Here is a 15,927-nt window from a genome sequence, read left to right on the forward strand (position 1 = left end):
GGCGGGGATCATAGGACATCCCGCGGAAAGGTGGTCGCCGGCTGAGCCAAAAAAATCCGGCGCCGTCAGGGCCGGGCCTCGGCCGGCCGGACGACCGGCTGCTGCCCGGCGCGGGGGCGGGCGGCCCGACCGGAGCGCCCGGCCAGGGCCACCGAGCCCTGCTGCAGGGCGATGAAGGCGAAGAGCAGCAGGCCGGTGGCGATCTTGGTCCACCAGCTCGACAGGGTCCCGTCGAAGGTGATCGCCGTCTGGATCAGGCCGCCGATCATCACGCCGAGGAACGTGCCCAGGATGCCGCCCTGGCCGCCGGTGAGCAGCGTGCCGCCGATCACCACGGCGGCGATGGCGTCGAGCTCGACGCCCACCGCCGAGAGCGGGGTGCCCGAGGCGGTGTCGAGGGAGAACACGATCCCGGCGAGCGCCGCGAGCAGGCTCGACAGGGCGTAGATCGCGATGGTGTTGCGCCCGACCCGCACGCCCATCAGCGCGGTGGTGTGGCGGCTGCCGCCCAGCGCGTAGACGGTGGCGCCGAAGCGCGTGGCATGGAGCAGCACCCCGCCCACCAGGAAGACGGCCAGCATCACCCCCGCCGTCAGGGTCAGGCGCCCGCCGCCGGGCAGGCTCAGGGACAGGTCGGCCACCGCGCTGTAGAGGGGCGCGTTGATCGGGACCGACTCGGTGGAGAGCAGGAAGCCCGCGCCCCGGGCCAGGAACATGCCGGCCAGGGTCACGATGAAGGGCGGCATCTCGAAGACGTGGATCAGCGCGCCCATCGCGGCGCCGAACAAGGCGGCGGCCCCGAGCACGATCGCGAAAGCGGCGAGCGGCGGGATCCCCCAGCGCTCGATGGCGAGCGCGAGGAACACCGTGGTGAACCCGACCACCGAGCCGACCGAGAGGTCGATGCCGCCCGAGATGATCACGAAGGTCGTGCCGACCGCGACGATGCCCAGGAAGGCGCTGTCGGTGAGCAGGTTGCCGACCACCCGGGTGGTCAGGAAGGCGGGGAACTGCGTCGCGCAGAGGCAATAGCCGGCCGCGAACAGGAGCGCGGCGACCAGGACCGGAAGGTTGCGGCTCATCACGGCTTCCGCAGCAGCAGGGTCAGGCCCGAGAGGCGGGGCGACTGGAGCAGGAGCACCGCCAGCACCACCGCCGCCTTGACCACGAGGTTCAGTTCCGGCGGCAGGCCGGAGAGCAGAATTCCGGTGTTCATCGCCTGGATGATGAAGGCGCCGAGCACCGCCAGCCACAGGCTGAACCGCCCGCCGAGCAGGGATGAGCCGGCCACCACCACGGCCAGGATCGCGTCGAGCTCCAGCCACAGGCCGGCATTGTTGGCGTCCGCGCCCAGGATGTCGGCGGCCGCGACCACGCCGGCCAGCGCCGCGCAGAGGCCGCTCCAGGCATAGACCGCCACCGTCACCGACCGTGTGTCGATGCCGGCGAGCGCGCTGGCCCGGGCATTGCCGCCGGTCGCCTCGATCATCAGGCCGAGCGCCGAGCCGCGCACCAGGGCGAGCGTCAGGAGGAGCATGACGAGGACCAGCACCACCGGCATCGGCACGCCGAGCAGGGCTCCCCCGCCCAGGAAAGCGAGATCGGGCGACGTGAAGGTGACGATGCGCCCCTCGGTGATCAGCTGGGCGATGCCCCGGCCGGCGACCATCAGGATCAGGGTGGCGACGATCGGCTGGATCCGCAGGCTCGCCACCAGGAAGCCGTTCCACAGCCCGCAGGCGAGCCCGGTGCCGAGGGCGGCGGCGAGGACCACCGGGAGGGGATAGCTGTCCGCGAGGCTGGCCGCGACCGCGCCCGCGATGGCCATCACGGCGCCCACCGACAGGTCGATGCCGCCGGTGGCCACCACCAGCACCATGCCGAGCGACAGGAGCGCCACCGGCGCGCCGCGGTTGAACACGTCGACCAGGCTGCCGAACAGGCGCCCGTCCTGGAGATGCACCGCGAGGAATTGCGGCGAGGCGAGCCGGTCGGCCAGGAGCACGGCCGCGAAGGCGAGGAGCTGGGGCGCTCCGGAGCGAAGGACGCGCATCAGGCGGGTTCCGGGACCGGGGCGGGCGCTGCCTCGGCAGCGATCGCCCGGAGGATGGCGGTGAGGTCGACCGCGCTGCCGGCGAGCTCGGCCACCTGGGCCCGGTCGCGCATCACGATCACCCGGTCGGAATAGGTCACGATCTCCTCGAGCTCCGAGGAGATCACCAGGAGGGCGAGCCCCTCGTCGCAGAGCCGGCGGATCAGCCGGATGATCTCCGCATGGGCCCCGACATCGATGCCGCGGGTCGGCTCGTCGAGGATCAGCAGGCGCGGCTCGGTGGCGAGCCAGCGCGCCAGCAGCGCCTTCTGCTGGTTGCCCCCGGACAGGAGCCCGATCGGCCGCTCCGGATCGGGCGGGCGGATGTCGAGCATCGCGATGAAATCGCGGGCGATCTTGTCCTGGGCCGCCCGGCCGAGGGGCCGGAACGGGCCGCGCCGGGCCTGCAGGGCCAGCACGATGTTCTCCCGCACCGTCAGGTCGGCGACGATGCCCTCGGTCTTGCGCTCCTCCGGGCAGTAGCCGAACCGGTGGCGCAGGGCGTCCCGGGGTCCGCCGATCTGGACCGGCTTGCCGTCGAGCCGGATGCGGCCGCGATCGGCCCGCTCGGCCCCGAACAGCAGGCGGGCGGTCTCCGTTCGGCCCGAGCCGAGGAGGCCCGCGAGGCCCACCACCTCGCCGCTGCCCACCGTGAGGTCGATGGGCTGGAGGTAGCCGGCCTTGCCGAGCCCTTCCGCCTGCAGGACCGGCGTCCCGGATCCGGCGCGGGCCGGCCGGTCCGCCTGCTCCACGCGCGCCTCGGTCTCGGCGAGGTCGTGGCCCAGCATCGTGTGCACGAGCTCGATGCGCGGGAAGCGCGCGGTCTCGCGCTCCGTCACCAGCCGGCCGTTGCGCAGGACCGTGATCCGGTCGGTGATCGCGTAGACCTGCTCCAGGAAGTGGGTCACGAAGACGATGCCGATCCCCCGCTCGGCGAGGCGGCGCATCACGCCGAACAGCACCGTGACCTCATGGGTGTCGAGGCTCGCGGTCGGCTCGTCGAGGATCAGCGCCCGGGCCGAGAGATCCACCGCCCGGGCGATCGCCACGAGGTGCTGCACCGCCACCGGGTAGCGTCCCAGCGGCGCGCCGACATCGATCGACAGGCCGAAATCCGCGAGCAGCGCGACCGCGCGCCGGCGCATCTCCCGGTTGCGCACGAGGCCGAACCGGGTCGGCTCGCGGCCGAGGAACAGGTTCTGGGCCACGGTGAGGTTCGGCAGCAGGCCGACCTCCTGGTAGACCGTGGCGATGCCGGCCCGCGCCGCGGCTTCCGCCGAGCGCGGGGCGATCGGCTCGCCGTCGAGCCAGACCTCGCCGGCATCGCGCCGGACGACGCCGGTCAGGGTCTTGATGAAGGTCGATTTGCCGGCGCCGTTCTCGCCGAGGAGGGCGTGGATCTCTCCCCGGCGCAAGGTGAAGTCGACCCCTGCGAGGGCCTGGTGCCCGGCAAAGCTCTTCGAGAGCCCACGGACGGTGAGCAGGACGGAATCGGACACGATGCGATCGCAGAGGTCGAGCGGCGCGGGGCGCGTCAGTAGCCGAGGTTCTTCTTGCTGTTGTAGACCTTCATCGGGTCATCGGCGGCGGTGTAGAGCTTCGACTCGGTCTGGATCCACTTGGGCGGGACGGTGCCCTTCTCCTTGTAGGCCTTGAGCGCGTCGAAGGCGGGGCCGGCCATGTCGGGAGTGAGCTCGACGGTGGCGTTGGCCTCGCCGGCGGCCATCGCCTTGAAGATGTCGGGCACGGCGTCGATCGAGACCGTCAGGATCTCCTTGCCGGGCTTCAGGCCGGCCTCCTTCATCGCCTGGATGGCGCCGACCATCATGTCGTCGTTGTGCGCGTAGACCGCGCAGATCGCGCGGCCGCCCTCCGCCTTGATGAAGCTCTCCATCACCTCCTTGCCCTTGGCCCGGGTGAAGTCGCCGGTCTGGCTGCGCACGAGCTTGATGTTGGCGTGGGGCGCGATGGCGGCGTCGAAGCCCTTCTTGCGGTTGGTGGCGACGCTGGCGCCGACCGTGCCCTGGAGCTCGACCACGTTGCAGGGCTTGTCGCCGACCGTCTTGGTCAGCCAGGTGCCGGCGACCCGGCCCTCCTCGACGCTGTCGGAGGTGACGGCGGTCAGGTAGAGGTCCTTGCCGGCGGGATCGATGTCGCGGTCGAGCAGGATCACCGGGATCTTCGCGTCGCGCGCTTCCTTGAGCACGGAATCCCAGCCGGTGGCGACCACCGGGGCGAGCAGGATCCCGTCGACCCCTTGCGCCACGAAGGACCGGATCGCCTTGATCTGGTTCTCCTGCTTCTGCTGCGCGTCGGCGATCTTGACGGTGATGCCGCGCTTCTTGGCCTCGTCCTTGGTCACGGTGGTCTCGGCGGCGCGCCAGCCGGATTCGGAACCGATCTGCGAGAACCCGACGGTCAGCGAGGCCGCCTGGGCCCCGCCGGCCCACGCGAGAAGCGCGCCCGCGAGCATGGCCTTGATGGAAATGGTCCCTCTCATCGACGTCCCCCCGTTCGAATGTTTCCGCCGCCTCTTCAGGACGATCGGTCGGCATATGTATGACATATGCGCGACGCGTTGAACAGCCGCATCCCTCGGGTTGCCGACTGCGCTGCCAAGTCCCGGAGCGCGGCGCTATTCGCACCGGCCTATCGGCCGCGCGACCGGTAGAACAGCACTCTATCTCAGTCTCTTGTGGTCGTTGACTGATGTCGAGGCCCCGAATGCCGCCTGCCAGCATCGGGCCGGCGAGGTGCGCTTTTCACCCTTACCGCCGCACGTTTTGGAAGCCGGGTTGGTGCGCCGGCGCCGGTTTCCCGGCTGACGGGGGCCGGCGATTCGCCGTGCGACCCACCGTGTAGGATGACAATTGTATGAGTTTACGGCGCGTGGGCTCGATCGCTGCTGGGACGGTGCGAACCGGTGATGGGCCTGGAGCGCTGCCCGTGCCGCCCCTCAGCTGGGGCGAACGGCCCGGCAAACAACAAAAACCCTGCCCGAGCGGGCAGGGTTCTCGTCGTTCGAGCCATCGGACGCGGGGAGCCGGACGGCAAAGATCCGCCCGGCCCGCCGGGCTCAGCCCAGGAGCTTGTCCAGGGTGATCGGCATCTCGCGCACCCGCACGCCGGTGGCGTGCCAGACCGCGTTGGCGATGGCGCCGACCGTGCCGGTGATGCCGATCTCGCCCACGCCCTTCACGCCGAGCGTGTTCACCACGGAATCGTCCTCGTGGACCAGGATCGCTTCCATGGCCGGGATGTCGGCATTCACCGGCAGATGGTACTCGGCGAGGTTGTCGTTGAGGAAGCGGCCGGTGCGCGGGTCCATCTCGGCCCGCTCGTGCAGGGCGAAGGACAGGCCCCAGATCATCCCGCCGTAATACTGGCTCTGGACCAGCCGGGGGTTGATCACCCGGCCGGCCGCGAAGGCGCCGACCAGCCGGCTCACCCGGATCTGGCCGAGATCGGGATCGACCTTCACCTCTGCGAAGACCGCCCCGTGGGCATGCATCGCGTAGGATTTCTGCGCCGCCGGGTCGGCGCCGGCCTTGCCCTGGCCCTCGATGCTGGCCCGCCCGGCCCGCTTCAGGATGTCGGCGAACGCCTCGCTGCGGCTCGGGTCGTCGCGCCGGGTCAGGCGCCCGTTTGCGGCGGTGACGCCGGCATTGCCCGCGCCGTAGAGCGGGGAGGCCGGGTCGTCGGTGGCGAGCTTCGCCAGCTGGGCGATCACGTCCTGGGAGGCCGCGTGGATCGCGTTGCCGGCGGTGGCGGTGTGGCCGGAGCCGCCCGCGATGCCGGCATTGGGCAGGTCCGAGGAGCCCATCCGGAAGGTCAGCGCCTCCATCCCGATCCCGAGCCCGTCGGCGGCGATCTGGGCCAAGGCCGTCCAGGCGCCCTGGCCCATGTCGATCGCCCCGAGCTCCACCGTGCCGGTGCCGTCGGCGCGGATCTCGGCCCGGGCCATGCCCTCGAAGATCAGGGCCGGGAAGGTGGCGGTGCCCATGCCGGTGCCGACGAGGAAGCCGTCCTTGTCCCGGGTCTGGCGAGGCCGGAGCGGGCGCCCGGCCCAGCCGAACGCCTCGGCGCCGCGCCGGTAGCACTCGCGCAGGGCCTTGGAGGAGAACGGCTTTCCGGTGATCGGCTCGACCTCGGCGTAGTTGGCGAGGCGGAACTCCAGCGGGTCCATGCCGAGTTCGTGCGCCATCTCGTCGAGCGCGCTCTCCAGGGCCGCGCTGCCGCTGGCCTCGCCGGGCGCCCGCATGAACAGGGGCGTGCCGGTATCGAGCCGCACCGCCTCGTGCCGGATGGCGATGGCCGGGCTGGCGTAGAGGGTGCTGGTCGCCCGGCCGGCCGGCTCGAAGAAGTCGTCGAAGCTCGACGAGGCGGTCAGAATGTGGTGGTCCAGAGCCGTGAGCTTGCCGGCCGCGTCGGTGCCGAGCCGCAGCGTCTGCCGGGTCGGGCCGCGATGACCCATCGGGCCGTACATCTGCGACCGGGTCGGCACGAGCTTGACCGGCCGCCCGACCATCCGGGCCGCCATGCAGGCGAGCACCTGCGGCCCCGAGGGCACGCCCTTCGAGCCGAAGCCGCCGCCGAGATAGGGGCTCTCGATCTGGATTTCGTCGGGCCGGATCCCGAACAGCCCGGCGAGCCGTCCCTGCGAGATCGCCAGGCCCTGGGTCGGCATGTGCAGGGTCAGCCGGTCGCCGTCCCACTGGGCCAGGGCCGCGTGGGGCTCCATGGCGTTGTGGTACTGGGCCGGCGTCTCGTAGGTGGCCGCGATGGTGCTCGCGGCGGCGGCGAGGCCCGCCTCGACGTCGCCGTCGCTCTCGGCCGGGGGCGCGCCGACGCCGACCGCATCCGGGGTGAACACGTCGCCCGCGTCGAGGCCGATGCGCGGCGTCTCGGTCTCGTAGGTCGGCGCCAGCAGCCGCGCGCCCTCGGTGGCGGCCTCCAGCGTCTCGGCGATCACCACGGCGATCGGCTGGTTGGCGTAGCGGACCCGGTCGTTCTGCAGCAGGTCGAGGCGAAAGATGAACGGCCCGGCCTTGGCGTCCGGGTCCTGGGCGAGCTTCGGCGCGTTCTCCGGGGTCATCACCGCGACGACGCCCGGATGGGCCTCGGCGGCGGCCCGGTTCAGGCCGGTGACCCGGCCCTTGGCGATCCGGGCGACGCAGAGCGCCGCGTGCAGCGTGCCGGGGGGCAGGTTGTCGGCGGAGAACCGGGCCTGGCCGGTCACCTTGAGGGGGCCGTCCCGCCGGGTCAGCGGCTGGCCGATGCTGGAGCCGTGGCGAGTGCCAGCGGCGGCGTTCTGGGGTGTGGCGGTCGCGGTCATGCGGTCTGTCCTCAGACGATGCCGAACGGGGAGGCGGGAAGAGCCGGGATCCGCGCGGGGGTCCCGGCGGCGGCCAGCGTCAGCGCCCGGACCGCGACGCGGCGGGCGAGCTCGATCTTGAAGGCGTTGGCCTCGCCGGTGGGTTTGGCACCGTCCAGCGCCAGGGCGGCGGCCCGGGCATAGGCCTCGGGGGAGGGCGCCTGGCCGGCGAGCGCGGCCTCAGCCGCCTCCACCCGCCAGGGCTTGAGCGCCAGCCCGCCGAAGGCGAGCCGGGCCCGGCCGATTTTTGCGCCGTCGAGCGTGAGGGCCGCTGCCGCCGAGACCACCGCGAAGGCGTAAGAGGTGCGGTCGCGGACCTTGAGATAGCGGGCATGGCCCTGGAACGCGGCGGCCTCGGGGGGCAACCGCAGGGCGGTGATCAGCTCGGCCGGGCGCAGCGCCGTCTCGCGCTCGGGATGGTCGCCGGGCAGGTTGTGGAACGCGGTGAGCGGCACTTCCCGGGCGCCGTCCGGCCCGGCGATCTCGACTACGGCGTCGAGGGCGGCGAGCGGCACGCAGAAATCGGACGGGTTGGTGGCGATGCAGTGCTCGCTCCAGCCCTGGACGGCGTGGATGCGGGTGGCGTGCCCCAGGGCCGCGCAGCCGGAGCCCGGCGCGCGCTTGTTGCAGGGCGAGACCGCGTCGGTGAAGAACGGGCAGCGGGTCCGCTGCATCAGGTTGCCGCCCGCCGTGGCGGCGTTGCGCAGCTGCGCCGAGGCGCCGGCCAGCAGGGCCTCGGCCACCATCGGGTAGGTCTTCGCGAAGGCCGGGTCGTGCGCGAGGTCGCTGTTGCGCACCAGGGCGCCGATCCGGGTACCGCCGTCCGGCAGCGTCTCGATGCTGGAGAGACCCGGCAGCCGGGTGATGTCGACGATCCGGGCCGGGGCGGTGACGCCGCCCTTCATCAGGTCGACCAGGTTGGTGCCGGCGGCGAGATAGGCGGTGTCGGGACGCTGCCCGGCCGCGACGGCCTCCGGCAGGCTCGCCGGGCGGATGTAGTCGAAGTTCCTCACGCCGCGTCCTCCCGGTGCTCGTTCTGGGCCGCAGCGTCCTGCACCGCGTCCAGGATGCCGGCATAGGCGCCGCAGCGGCAGAGGTTGCCGCTCATGCCCTCGCGGATGCGCTCGGGATCGGTGCCGGCATGGCCCTCGCGGATCAGGCCGACCGCGCTCATGATCTGGCCGGGGGTGCAGAACCCGCACTGGAAGCCGTCATGGGCGATGAAGGCGGCCTGGACCGGATGCAGCCGGTCGCCCTCGGCCAGCCCCTCGATGGTCAGGATCTCGGCGCCGTCGAGGCTCACGGCGAGCGTCAGGCAGGCGTTGATCCGCCGCCCGTCCACCAGCACCGTGCAGGCGCCGCACTGGCCGCGGTCGCAGCCTTTCTTGGCGCCCGTCAGGCCGAGACGTTCGCGCAGGAGGTCGAGGAGGGTGACGCGCGGATCGTCGAGGGCGATCTCGCGGGCCTGCCCATTCAGGGTGAGCCTGAGGGGAATGGTCATGCTGGGTCCCGGCTGGCAAAGGCTGGAACCGTTACAGATAGCCGGCACCCCGCCCCCGGCGAGGCCCGGGGCGGGTATTATGTGCGCCAGCTCACAGGCCGGTACGCCTGCGCCGATCCGCTTACTTGACCGTCACCTCGGAGACGGACTTGAGCACCGTCTTGCCCTTCCCGGTCTTGATCTCCACGGCGGGCTCGTCCTTCGAGGCCTCGCGCTTGACCGTGTTGCCCTTGATGGTCTTCTCGACGTCCTTGGTGTGGACCTTGGTCACCGCGCCCTCGACGGTGCCCTTGCCCCATTTGTAGGTGACGTCGTCCCCGGTCTTCACCTTCGCCTTGCTCATCGCGCACTCCATCGTCTGGTGCGGGAGAAGGCCGCCGGGGGCGGGGGCGTTCCCGGGCTTCCACGGCCGGGATGCCGCAGGTCCGGGCGCGGTGCCGAAAGCGATGCGGCTCAGGATGCCGTCGCCTGGGCTCCCGCGGGCCGCGTCCCGTCGGACGCTGATGGGGAAGGCCTTATGCGCCGGCCTGATCGGCACGTGTACCGACAGTCGAACACCCAACCGTGTCAGTCCGGGGCCGCGAAGCGGAGCCCGGGAATGACGGGGCGATTCAGACGTGCCCGTCCCATCACCGACCGGAGAGGCGGTCCGAGACGCGGCGAGCAGGCCTCAGCGCCCGACTTCCCCGCGCAACGCCGCGACCATCGCCTCTACCGTGGCCTGGGCGGTGTCGCCGAGGTCGATGTCGGTCTCGCCGGCGGTGACGAGGCCGCGCTCCTCCAGCTCCTTCACGCCCGCCGGGTCGGCCTCGTGGCCGGCGCCGTCCTTGCGGATGACCGAGGTGACCCGCTCGCCGCTGACGAGGCGGTGATAGGCCGCGAAGGCGAAGATCGAGAGCGCCTTGTCGGAGAGTCCGTTCACATCGTCGGCCATGGTGCCATCCTTCGAGACGGGGGATTGACGGAACGCCGCCCGGCGCCGACGGGTCCGGGGGCGGGCGGGGGTGCGACGATCCGGTGCGACGACAGGGGCGACGACGGATGCGCCGCCGGAGGCTAGAGCGCGTGCCGCCGCGAGGGGCGCCGGTTCGGCGTCAGCGCGCGCGTCGGATCGCGGTCCCGGAGCCGGGCCGGCAGCTCCGCGTCGCCCTGAGACCGCCTTCCTGCTAATCTGCCGCCGCCCATGACCGCACAGACCGATCAGACCGCAGTGGAACCCAGCCCCGACGCGCCCGCGGATCCCGCCGCGCCCAGACTCGCGCCGCCCGATCTCGGCGACCGCCTGCGCCAGCAGGTGATCCTGTCCGAGTTCGGCGTCGAGGCCCTGCGCGGCACCGATGTCGACCACCTGCTGCAGCGGGCCGCGGAGCTGTGCGCGCAGGGGATGGGGGCCGAGTTCTGCAAGGCGCTGGAATACCGCCGGGGCGAGGACACGCTGCTGGTGCGCGCCGGCGTCGGCTGGGGCCCGGAGGTGATCGGGCAGGCCCGGGTCGGGGCCGACCTCGCCTCCCCGGCCGGCTTCGCCCTCAAGACCGGCCGGCCGGTGATCTCGAACCATCTCGCCGAGGAAACCCGCTTCCGCACGCCCGAGCTGATGGCCGAGTACGGCATCCGCCGGGCGATCAACGTGCTGATCGAGAACCGGGACGGGGCCTTCGGGGTGCTCGAGGTGGACGACACCCGCGAGGGCATGTTCGAGGAATCCGACATCGCCTTCATGCAGGGCTTCGCCAACCTGCTCGGCGGCGCGATCGAGCGCCAGCGCACCGAGAGCCTGCTGCGCGCGGCACTGGCCCGGCAGGATCTCCTCGCCCGCGAGATGAGCCACCGAGTCAAGAACAGCCTCGCCATCGTGGCGAGCCTGCTCGCCCTCCAGGCCCGGGCCGCCGAGGCCGAGCCCGCCGTGCAGGCCGCCCTGTCGGATGCGCGCAGCCGCGTCGAGGCCATCGCGGGCGTCCACGACCAGCTCTGGCGGCAAGGAGACAAGACCGGGGACGGGGAGGGGGAGGGCGTGCCCGGCGAGCTCGACCTCGCGCCCTTCCTGGAGAAGCTGGTGGCCAATCTCGACAGCGGCGCCCCGGGCCAGACCCTCACCTGCACGGCGGCGCCGCAGCGGATCTCGGCCGACCGGGCGATCCCGATCGGGCTCCTGGTCAACGAGCTCGTCACCAACGCGCTCAAATACGCCTACCCGCCCGAGACGCATCCGGACGGCGGCGCGATCCGGGTCCGCGCGGAGCGCGAACTCGACACCCTGGTGGTCGAGGTCGCCGACGACGGCGTCGGGCTGCCGGCGGATTTCGAGATCGGGCGCAGCTCGAAGAGCCTCGGCATGCGGGTGGTCGGCAGCCTCACCCGGCAGCTCGGCGGCACGCTGACGGTGCCGCGGACGGGGCAGGGCGCCTGCTTCCGGCTCGAAGTGCCCCTGGCGGGTTGAGCCGCCGTCTCGGCCCCTGCCCAAGTTCAGGTAGATTCGGACGAAGAAACCGGGCAAAAGTGGCAATCGCCGTCGGGGCACCCCGGGATCGGCGCTTGCGGAGGGGGCGGGATGCGACGGCGGCGCGTGCTGCTGGCAGGGCTGGCCCTGGCAGGCCTCCTCACCCTTGCCGTCCTGACTCTCGCCGCCCCGGCCGGGCCGGACCTGCGCGCGCGGGGCGCCCCCCTGCTCGCCACCTTGAACGGCCTCGTCACGGCATTCCTGCCGGAGGCGCCGGCCGCCGTCCCGGAGCCGAAGGCGACTGCGCGGGTCGCCGTCGAGGACGGGCGCACGATCGTGCGGCTCACCCCGGAGGAGCGCGACCGGGTCGGCCTCCGGACCGCCATCCTGCCGGCCCGGTTGCACCGCCAGGAGCTGACCGCCTATGGCAGCGTGCTCGACCTCGCCCGGGTGACCGAGCTGACCAACGCCTATGCCGGTGCGGTGGCCGGGCTCCAGACCGCCCGGGCCCGGGCCGAGGTCTCGGCCAGCGCCGCGCGGCGGGCCCGCAGCCTCGGCCCCGCCACCATGGCGGCCGCCCAGATCGAGACCGTCGAGGCCACCGTGCTGACCGACCAAGCCGCCGTCACGGCCGCGGAATCGCAGCTGCGCACCCTGGCCGCCACCGCCCAGCAGGAATGGGGCCCGGTGCTCGGCCGCGCCATCGTCGAGCGCGGGCCGCTGGTTACCCGCCTGATCGAGCGCGCCGACTTCCTGATGCAGGTGACCCTGCCCCCGGGCGAGGCCCTGAACCCGCCGCCGGACGCCGCCTTCGCGGAGGTGCCGCCGCAGAGCGACCGGGTCCCCCTGCGGCTGGTCTCCCCGGCGACCCGCACCGATCCGCGGATCCAGGGCCAGAGCTTCTTCTACCGCGTCTCCGGGGCGGGCGGCCTCCTGCCCGGCATGAGCACGATGGCGTTCCTACCGGCCGCCCGCTCGGCCACCGGGGTGCTGGTCCCGGAGGACGCCGTGGTGCACGGGGAGGGGGGGACCTGGGTCTACCGGGGGATGCAGGGCGGCTATGTCCGCCACCCGGTCCGGGCCGACGCGCCGCTCTCGGCCGACGCCTTCGTGGTCGAGGACCTGCCCGACGGCACCGAGATCGTGCTGAAGGGCGGCCAGGCCCTGCTCTCCGAGGAGATGAAGGGCCAGATCCGGGTCTCCGGCGACGACGATGACTGAAGCGCGCGCCGCCGAAATGGACACCGGTTCGGCGCCGGCGAGCGCGTTCGATCACGGTGAGCCCCTGCCCCGCGGCCCCCAGGCCGGGCTGGTCGGGTTCTCGGTGCGACGGCCGCACGTGGTGCTGGCCCTCGCCTGCGCGCTCCTGGCCTTCGGGCTCTACGCCCTGCGCAGCGCCCGCTACGACGTCTTTCCGGAATTCGCGCCGCCCACCGTGACGATCCAGACCGAGGCGCCGGGCCTCGACCCCGAGCAGGTCGAGGTCCTGGTCACCCAGGCGATCGAGGGGGCGGTGGGCGGCCTGCCCGGGCTGGAGAGCCTGCGCTCCTCCTCGATCCAGGGGCTGTCGGTGATCAGCGCGGCGTTCCGGGCCGGCAGCGACGTCGACCGGGTGCGCCAGCGGGTCAACGAGCGCCTGGCCGCCCTGGCCGGACGGCTGCCGCAGGGCGTGATGGCGCCCGCCATGACGGCGCTCACCTCCTCGACCTCGACGGTGCTGCTGATCGGCCTCACCTCGGACAGCCGCAGCGCCATGGACCTGCGCACGCTCGCCGACTGGACGGTCCGGCTGCGCCTCCAGGCGGTGCCGGGCATTGCCCAGGTCTCGGTCTATGGCGGCGACGTGCGCGCCCTCCAGGTGCAGGTCCGGCCCGACGACCTGATCCGCTACCGGGTCGGGCTCAACGACGTGCTGGCCGCCGCCCGCAAGGCCACGGGAGTGCGGGGCGCCGGCTTCGTGGACACGCCGAACCAGCGGGTCGGCCTGCGCACCGAGGGGCAGTCGCTCACCCCGGAGGCGCTCGGACGCACCGTGCTGGTCAACGAGGGCGGGGCGAGCGTGGTCCTGGCCGACGTCGCCACGATCCTGGCCGCCCCCGAGCCGGCGATCGGCGCCGCCCTGGTGGACGGCAAGCCGGGTGTGCTGCTGATGGTCGGCGCCCAGGTCGGGGTCGACACAAGGACCGTCACCCGGCGCCTGGAGGCGGCCCTGGCGGAGCTGCGGCCGGCCCTGGCGCGGGCCGGGGTGAACCTGCACGCCGACCTGTTCCGCCCGGCGAATTTCGTCGACGTCGCCAACGGCAACGTCCTCCAGGCGCTGATGCTGGGCGGCGCCCTGGTGGTCATCGTCCTTCTGATTTTTTTGGCCGACTGGCGCACCGCCCTGATCAGCGCGGCCGCGATCCCGCTCTCGCTGATCGCCGCGGCGCTCGCCCTCCAGGCCTGGGGCGAGAGCCTCAACACCATGACGTTGGGCGGGCTGGCGCTGGCGATCGGCGAGGTGGTGGACGACGCGGTGATCGGCGTCGAGAACGTCGCCCGGCGCCTGCGCGAGGCCCGGGCGAGGGGCAGGGATGGCGGCCCCCGCGTGGTGTTCGACGCGATCCTGGAGGTGCGCGGCGCGGTCGCCTACGCCACCCTGGCGGTGCTGCTGATGTTCCTGCCGGTGCTGGCGCTCACTGGGGTGGCCGGCCGCCTGTTCGGCCCCCTGGCGCTCGCCTACATCGCCGCCGTGCTGGCCTCGCTGCTGGTGGCGCTGACGGTCACCCCCGCCCTCGCCCTGATGCTGCTCGCCGGGACCGGGCGCGCCAAGGCCGAAGCCGCCGACCCGCCGGTGGTGCGCCTGTGCCGGGCGGCCTATCGCGGGCTGCTCGCCGGGATCGGGCGGGTGCCGCGCACCACGATCGTCCTGAGCGCGCTCACGGTGCTGGCCGGAGCCATGTTGGTGCCGCGGCTCGGCGCCAGCTTCCTGCCCGACCTGAAGGAAGGCCACCTGATCCTGCACATGGCCGCGGCCCCCGGCACCGCCCTGCAGGAATCGCAGCGCCTGGGCGGCCTGATCACCACCGGCCTCAAGGGCATCCCCGGCGTCCGGACCGTGGCGGCGCAGATCGGCCGGGCCGAGGCCGGGCAGGACACCGCCGGCACCCATTACAGCGAGATCCATATCGACCTCGAGCCCGGCCTCGACGGGGCGACCCAGCGGGCCACGGAGGCCGGGATCCGCGCCCTGACGGCGGGCTTCCCGGGGGCGGCCTTCTCGCTCAAGACCTTCCTGACCGAGCGGATCGAGGAGACGGTCTCGGGCCATACCGCGCCCGTGGTGGTGAACCTGATCGGCGACGACCTGCCCCGGATCGAGGCCGCCGCCCGGGCGGTGGCGCGCGAGCTCGCCGAGGTGCGGGGCGCCCGGGACGTCCAGCTCGCCGCGCCGGCCGGGCTGCCGCAGGTGACCGCCTCCTTACGCCCCGCGGACCTGCGCCACTGGGGGCTCGACGCGATCGAGGTGCTGGAATCGGTGCGCACCGCCTACCAGGGCGACACGGTCGGCCAGACCTATGTCGGCAACGCGGTGTTCAACGTGCTGGTGATCCTCGACGCCCGGGCCCGCGGCCGGCTCAGCGCGCTGGGCGACCTGCCTCTGCGCAATCCGGGCGGGCGCTACGTCCGGCTCTCGCAGGTGGCCGACATCTACGAGAGCACCGGCCGCTACCAGGTCCAGCACCAGGGCGCCCAGCGGGTCCAGACCGTAACCGCGGGCGTCGAGGGCCGGGACGTGGCCGGCTTCGTGGCGGCGGCGCGCGCCAAGATCGCCCGGTCGGTGCGCCTGCCGGAGGGCGTCTACGTCGCCTTCGCGGGGGCCGCGGAGGCGCAGGCCCAGGCCCGTACCGATCTCCTCGCCCATGCGGCGCTCGCCGGGTTCGGCATCGTGCTGCTGCTCGCCGTGGTCACCGGCTCGGGGGCCAACCTGCTGCTGGTGCTGGTGACCCTGCCCTTCGCGTTCGTCGGCGGCGTGGCGGCGATCGTGCTCACCGGGGGCGTGCTCTCCCTCGGGTCGATCGTCGGCTTCGTCACCCTGTCGGGCATCAGCCTGCGCAACAGCGTGATGATGATCGCCCATTACGAGCAGCTCGTCACCGCGGGCCGCCCCTGGAACCGGGCCACCGCGGTGGAGGGCGCCGCCGACCGGATGGTGCCGATCCTGATGACCTCCCTGGTCACCGGCCTCGGCCTGCTGCCCCTGGCGCTGGGGGCGGGCGAGCCCGGCCGGGAGATCGAGGGCCCGATGGCGCTGGTGATCCTGGGCGGCCTCGTCACCGCGACGCTGCTCACCCTGGCGGTCCTGCCGGAGCTCGCCCTGCGCTTCGCCCGGTTCCGGGGGCCGGGGAGGGGGCTCGAGACGGAGCCCCGGGCCGCAGCCTGAGCCTGCGGCACCGGATCGGTCCGCCGCGGTGCAGCAATCCGGGCGCGGGCGCGTTGCCGCTGGTTCGGGACGATGCCCGGGCGCTCCGGATCAGCAGGGA

At 72.9% G+C, this 15,927-nt stretch carries 12 protein-coding genes; 3 read left to right on the forward strand and 9 right to left on the reverse strand.

The window, feature by feature from the left end; genetic code table 11:
- Nucleotides 1–65 precede the first annotated feature (65 nt).
- From yjfF to WYO_RS06560, 9 genes are all read right to left on the reverse strand, one after another.
- Nucleotides 66–1,082, reverse strand: a complete 1,017-nt coding sequence (gene yjfF / locus WYO_RS06520; RefSeq protein WP_007560481.1) for a galactofuranose ABC transporter, permease protein YjfF — start codon at nt 1,080–1,082, stop codon at nt 66–68.
- Nucleotides 1,082–2,053, reverse strand: a complete 972-nt coding sequence (locus WYO_RS06525; RefSeq protein ID WP_007560483.1) for an ABC transporter permease — start codon at nt 2,051–2,053, stop codon at nt 1,082–1,084. The genes yjfF and WYO_RS06525 overlap by 1 nt, the downstream gene beginning before the upstream one ends.
- Nucleotides 2,053–3,591 (reverse strand): sugar ABC transporter ATP-binding protein, encoded by a 1,539-nt coding sequence (locus WYO_RS06530; protein WP_007560485.1) that lies wholly within the window; start codon nt 3,589–3,591, stop codon nt 2,053–2,055. Before WYO_RS06530 ends, WYO_RS06525 begins: the two co-directional genes overlap by 1 nt.
- Before the next feature lie 35 nt (nt 3,592–3,626).
- A complete protein-coding gene (gene ytfQ / locus WYO_RS06535; RefSeq protein WP_085985776.1) occupies nt 3,627–4,565 on the reverse strand; it encodes a galactofuranose ABC transporter, galactofuranose-binding protein YtfQ in 939 nt (312 codons plus the stop codon).
- A 603-nt stretch (nt 4,566–5,168) separates the two neighbouring features.
- Nucleotides 5,169–7,427 carry a xanthine dehydrogenase family protein molybdopterin-binding subunit gene (locus WYO_RS06540; RefSeq protein ID WP_007560489.1) on the reverse strand — a complete coding sequence of 753 codons (2,259 nt, stop codon included), beginning with the start codon at nt 7,425–7,427 and terminating at the stop codon, nt 5,169–5,171.
- A gap of 11 nt (nt 7,428–7,438) precedes the next feature.
- Nucleotides 7,439–8,479: a xanthine dehydrogenase family protein subunit M gene (locus tag WYO_RS06545; RefSeq protein ID WP_007560490.1), complete on the reverse strand. Its 1,041-nt coding sequence runs from the start codon at nt 8,477–8,479 to the stop codon at nt 7,439–7,441.
- The gene (locus WYO_RS06550; protein WP_007560492.1) at nt 8,476–8,967 is read right to left on the reverse strand and encodes a (2Fe-2S)-binding protein; all 492 of its coding nucleotides are present in this window, start codon (nt 8,965–8,967) and stop codon (nt 8,476–8,478) included. The genes WYO_RS06545 and WYO_RS06550 overlap by 4 nt, the downstream gene beginning before the upstream one ends.
- 121 nt (nt 8,968–9,088) lie before the next feature.
- The gene (locus WYO_RS06555) at nt 9,089–9,310 is read right to left on the reverse strand and encodes a DUF2945 domain-containing protein (protein WP_007560494.1); all 222 of its coding nucleotides are present in this window, start codon (nt 9,308–9,310) and stop codon (nt 9,089–9,091) included.
- Between the two features lie 327 nt (nt 9,311–9,637).
- The gene (locus WYO_RS06560; protein ID WP_007560496.1) at nt 9,638–9,901 is read right to left on the reverse strand and encodes a hypothetical protein; all 264 of its coding nucleotides are present in this window, start codon (nt 9,899–9,901) and stop codon (nt 9,638–9,640) included.
- Between the two features lie 249 nt (nt 9,902–10,150).
- Here WYO_RS06560 and WYO_RS06565 point away from each other — a divergent pair, with 249 nt between their 5' ends.
- From WYO_RS06565 to WYO_RS06575, 3 genes are all read left to right on the forward strand, one after another.
- On the forward strand, nt 10,151–11,404 hold the full coding sequence (locus WYO_RS06565; RefSeq protein ID WP_007560498.1) for a histidine kinase dimerization/phosphoacceptor domain -containing protein: 1,254 nt from the start codon (nt 10,151–10,153) through the stop codon (nt 11,402–11,404).
- Nucleotides 11,405–11,515: 111 nt separating this feature from the next.
- Entirely contained in the window at nt 11,516–12,625 is a 1,110-nt protein-coding gene (locus tag WYO_RS06570) for an efflux RND transporter periplasmic adaptor subunit (RefSeq protein ID WP_007560501.1), read from the forward strand.
- A gap of 16 nt (nt 12,626–12,641) precedes the next feature.
- Nucleotides 12,642–15,827 (forward strand): efflux RND transporter permease subunit, encoded by a 3,186-nt coding sequence (locus WYO_RS06575; protein ID WP_047170764.1) that lies wholly within the window; start codon nt 12,642–12,644, stop codon nt 15,825–15,827.
- The last annotated feature ends 100 nt before the right edge of the window (nt 15,828–15,927 follow it).

This window comes from Methylobacterium sp. GXF4, assembly GCF_000272495.1.
In the GTDB taxonomy this organism is placed as follows: Bacteria; Pseudomonadota; Alphaproteobacteria; order Rhizobiales; family Beijerinckiaceae; genus Methylobacterium; species Methylobacterium brachiatum.

Excerpts from the sequence above, each read along its gene's own strand:
- WYO_RS06560 (WP_007560496.1), bottom strand. The coding sequence starts at position 9,901 with ATGGCCGACGATGTGAACGGACTCTCCGACAAGGCGCTCTCGATCTTC.
- ytfQ (WP_085985776.1), bottom strand. The coding sequence starts at position 4,565 with ATGCTCGCGGGCGCGCTTCTCGCGTGGGCCGGCGGGGCCCAGGCGGCC.
- WYO_RS06540 (WP_007560489.1), bottom strand. The coding sequence starts at position 7,427 with ATGACCGCGACCGCCACACCCCAGAACGCCGCCGCTGGCACTCGCCAC.
- WYO_RS06575 (WP_047170764.1), top strand. The coding sequence starts at position 12,642 with ATGGACACCGGTTCGGCGCCGGCGAGCGCGTTCGATCACGGTGAGCCC.
- WYO_RS06570 (WP_007560501.1), top strand. The coding sequence starts at position 11,516 with ATGCGACGGCGGCGCGTGCTGCTGGCAGGGCTGGCCCTGGCAGGCCTC.
- WYO_RS06550 (WP_007560492.1), bottom strand. The coding sequence starts at position 8,967 with ATGACCATTCCCCTCAGGCTCACCCTGAATGGGCAGGCCCGCGAGATC.
- yjfF (WP_007560481.1), bottom strand. The coding sequence starts at position 1,082 with ATGAGCCGCAACCTTCCGGTCCTGGTCGCCGCGCTCCTGTTCGCGGCC.
- WYO_RS06555 (WP_007560494.1), bottom strand. The coding sequence starts at position 9,310 with ATGAGCAAGGCGAAGGTGAAGACCGGGGACGACGTCACCTACAAATGG.
- WYO_RS06525 (WP_007560483.1), bottom strand. The coding sequence starts at position 2,053 with ATGCGCGTCCTTCGCTCCGGAGCGCCCCAGCTCCTCGCCTTCGCGGCC.
- WYO_RS06565 (WP_007560498.1), top strand. The coding sequence starts at position 10,151 with ATGACCGCACAGACCGATCAGACCGCAGTGGAACCCAGCCCCGACGCG.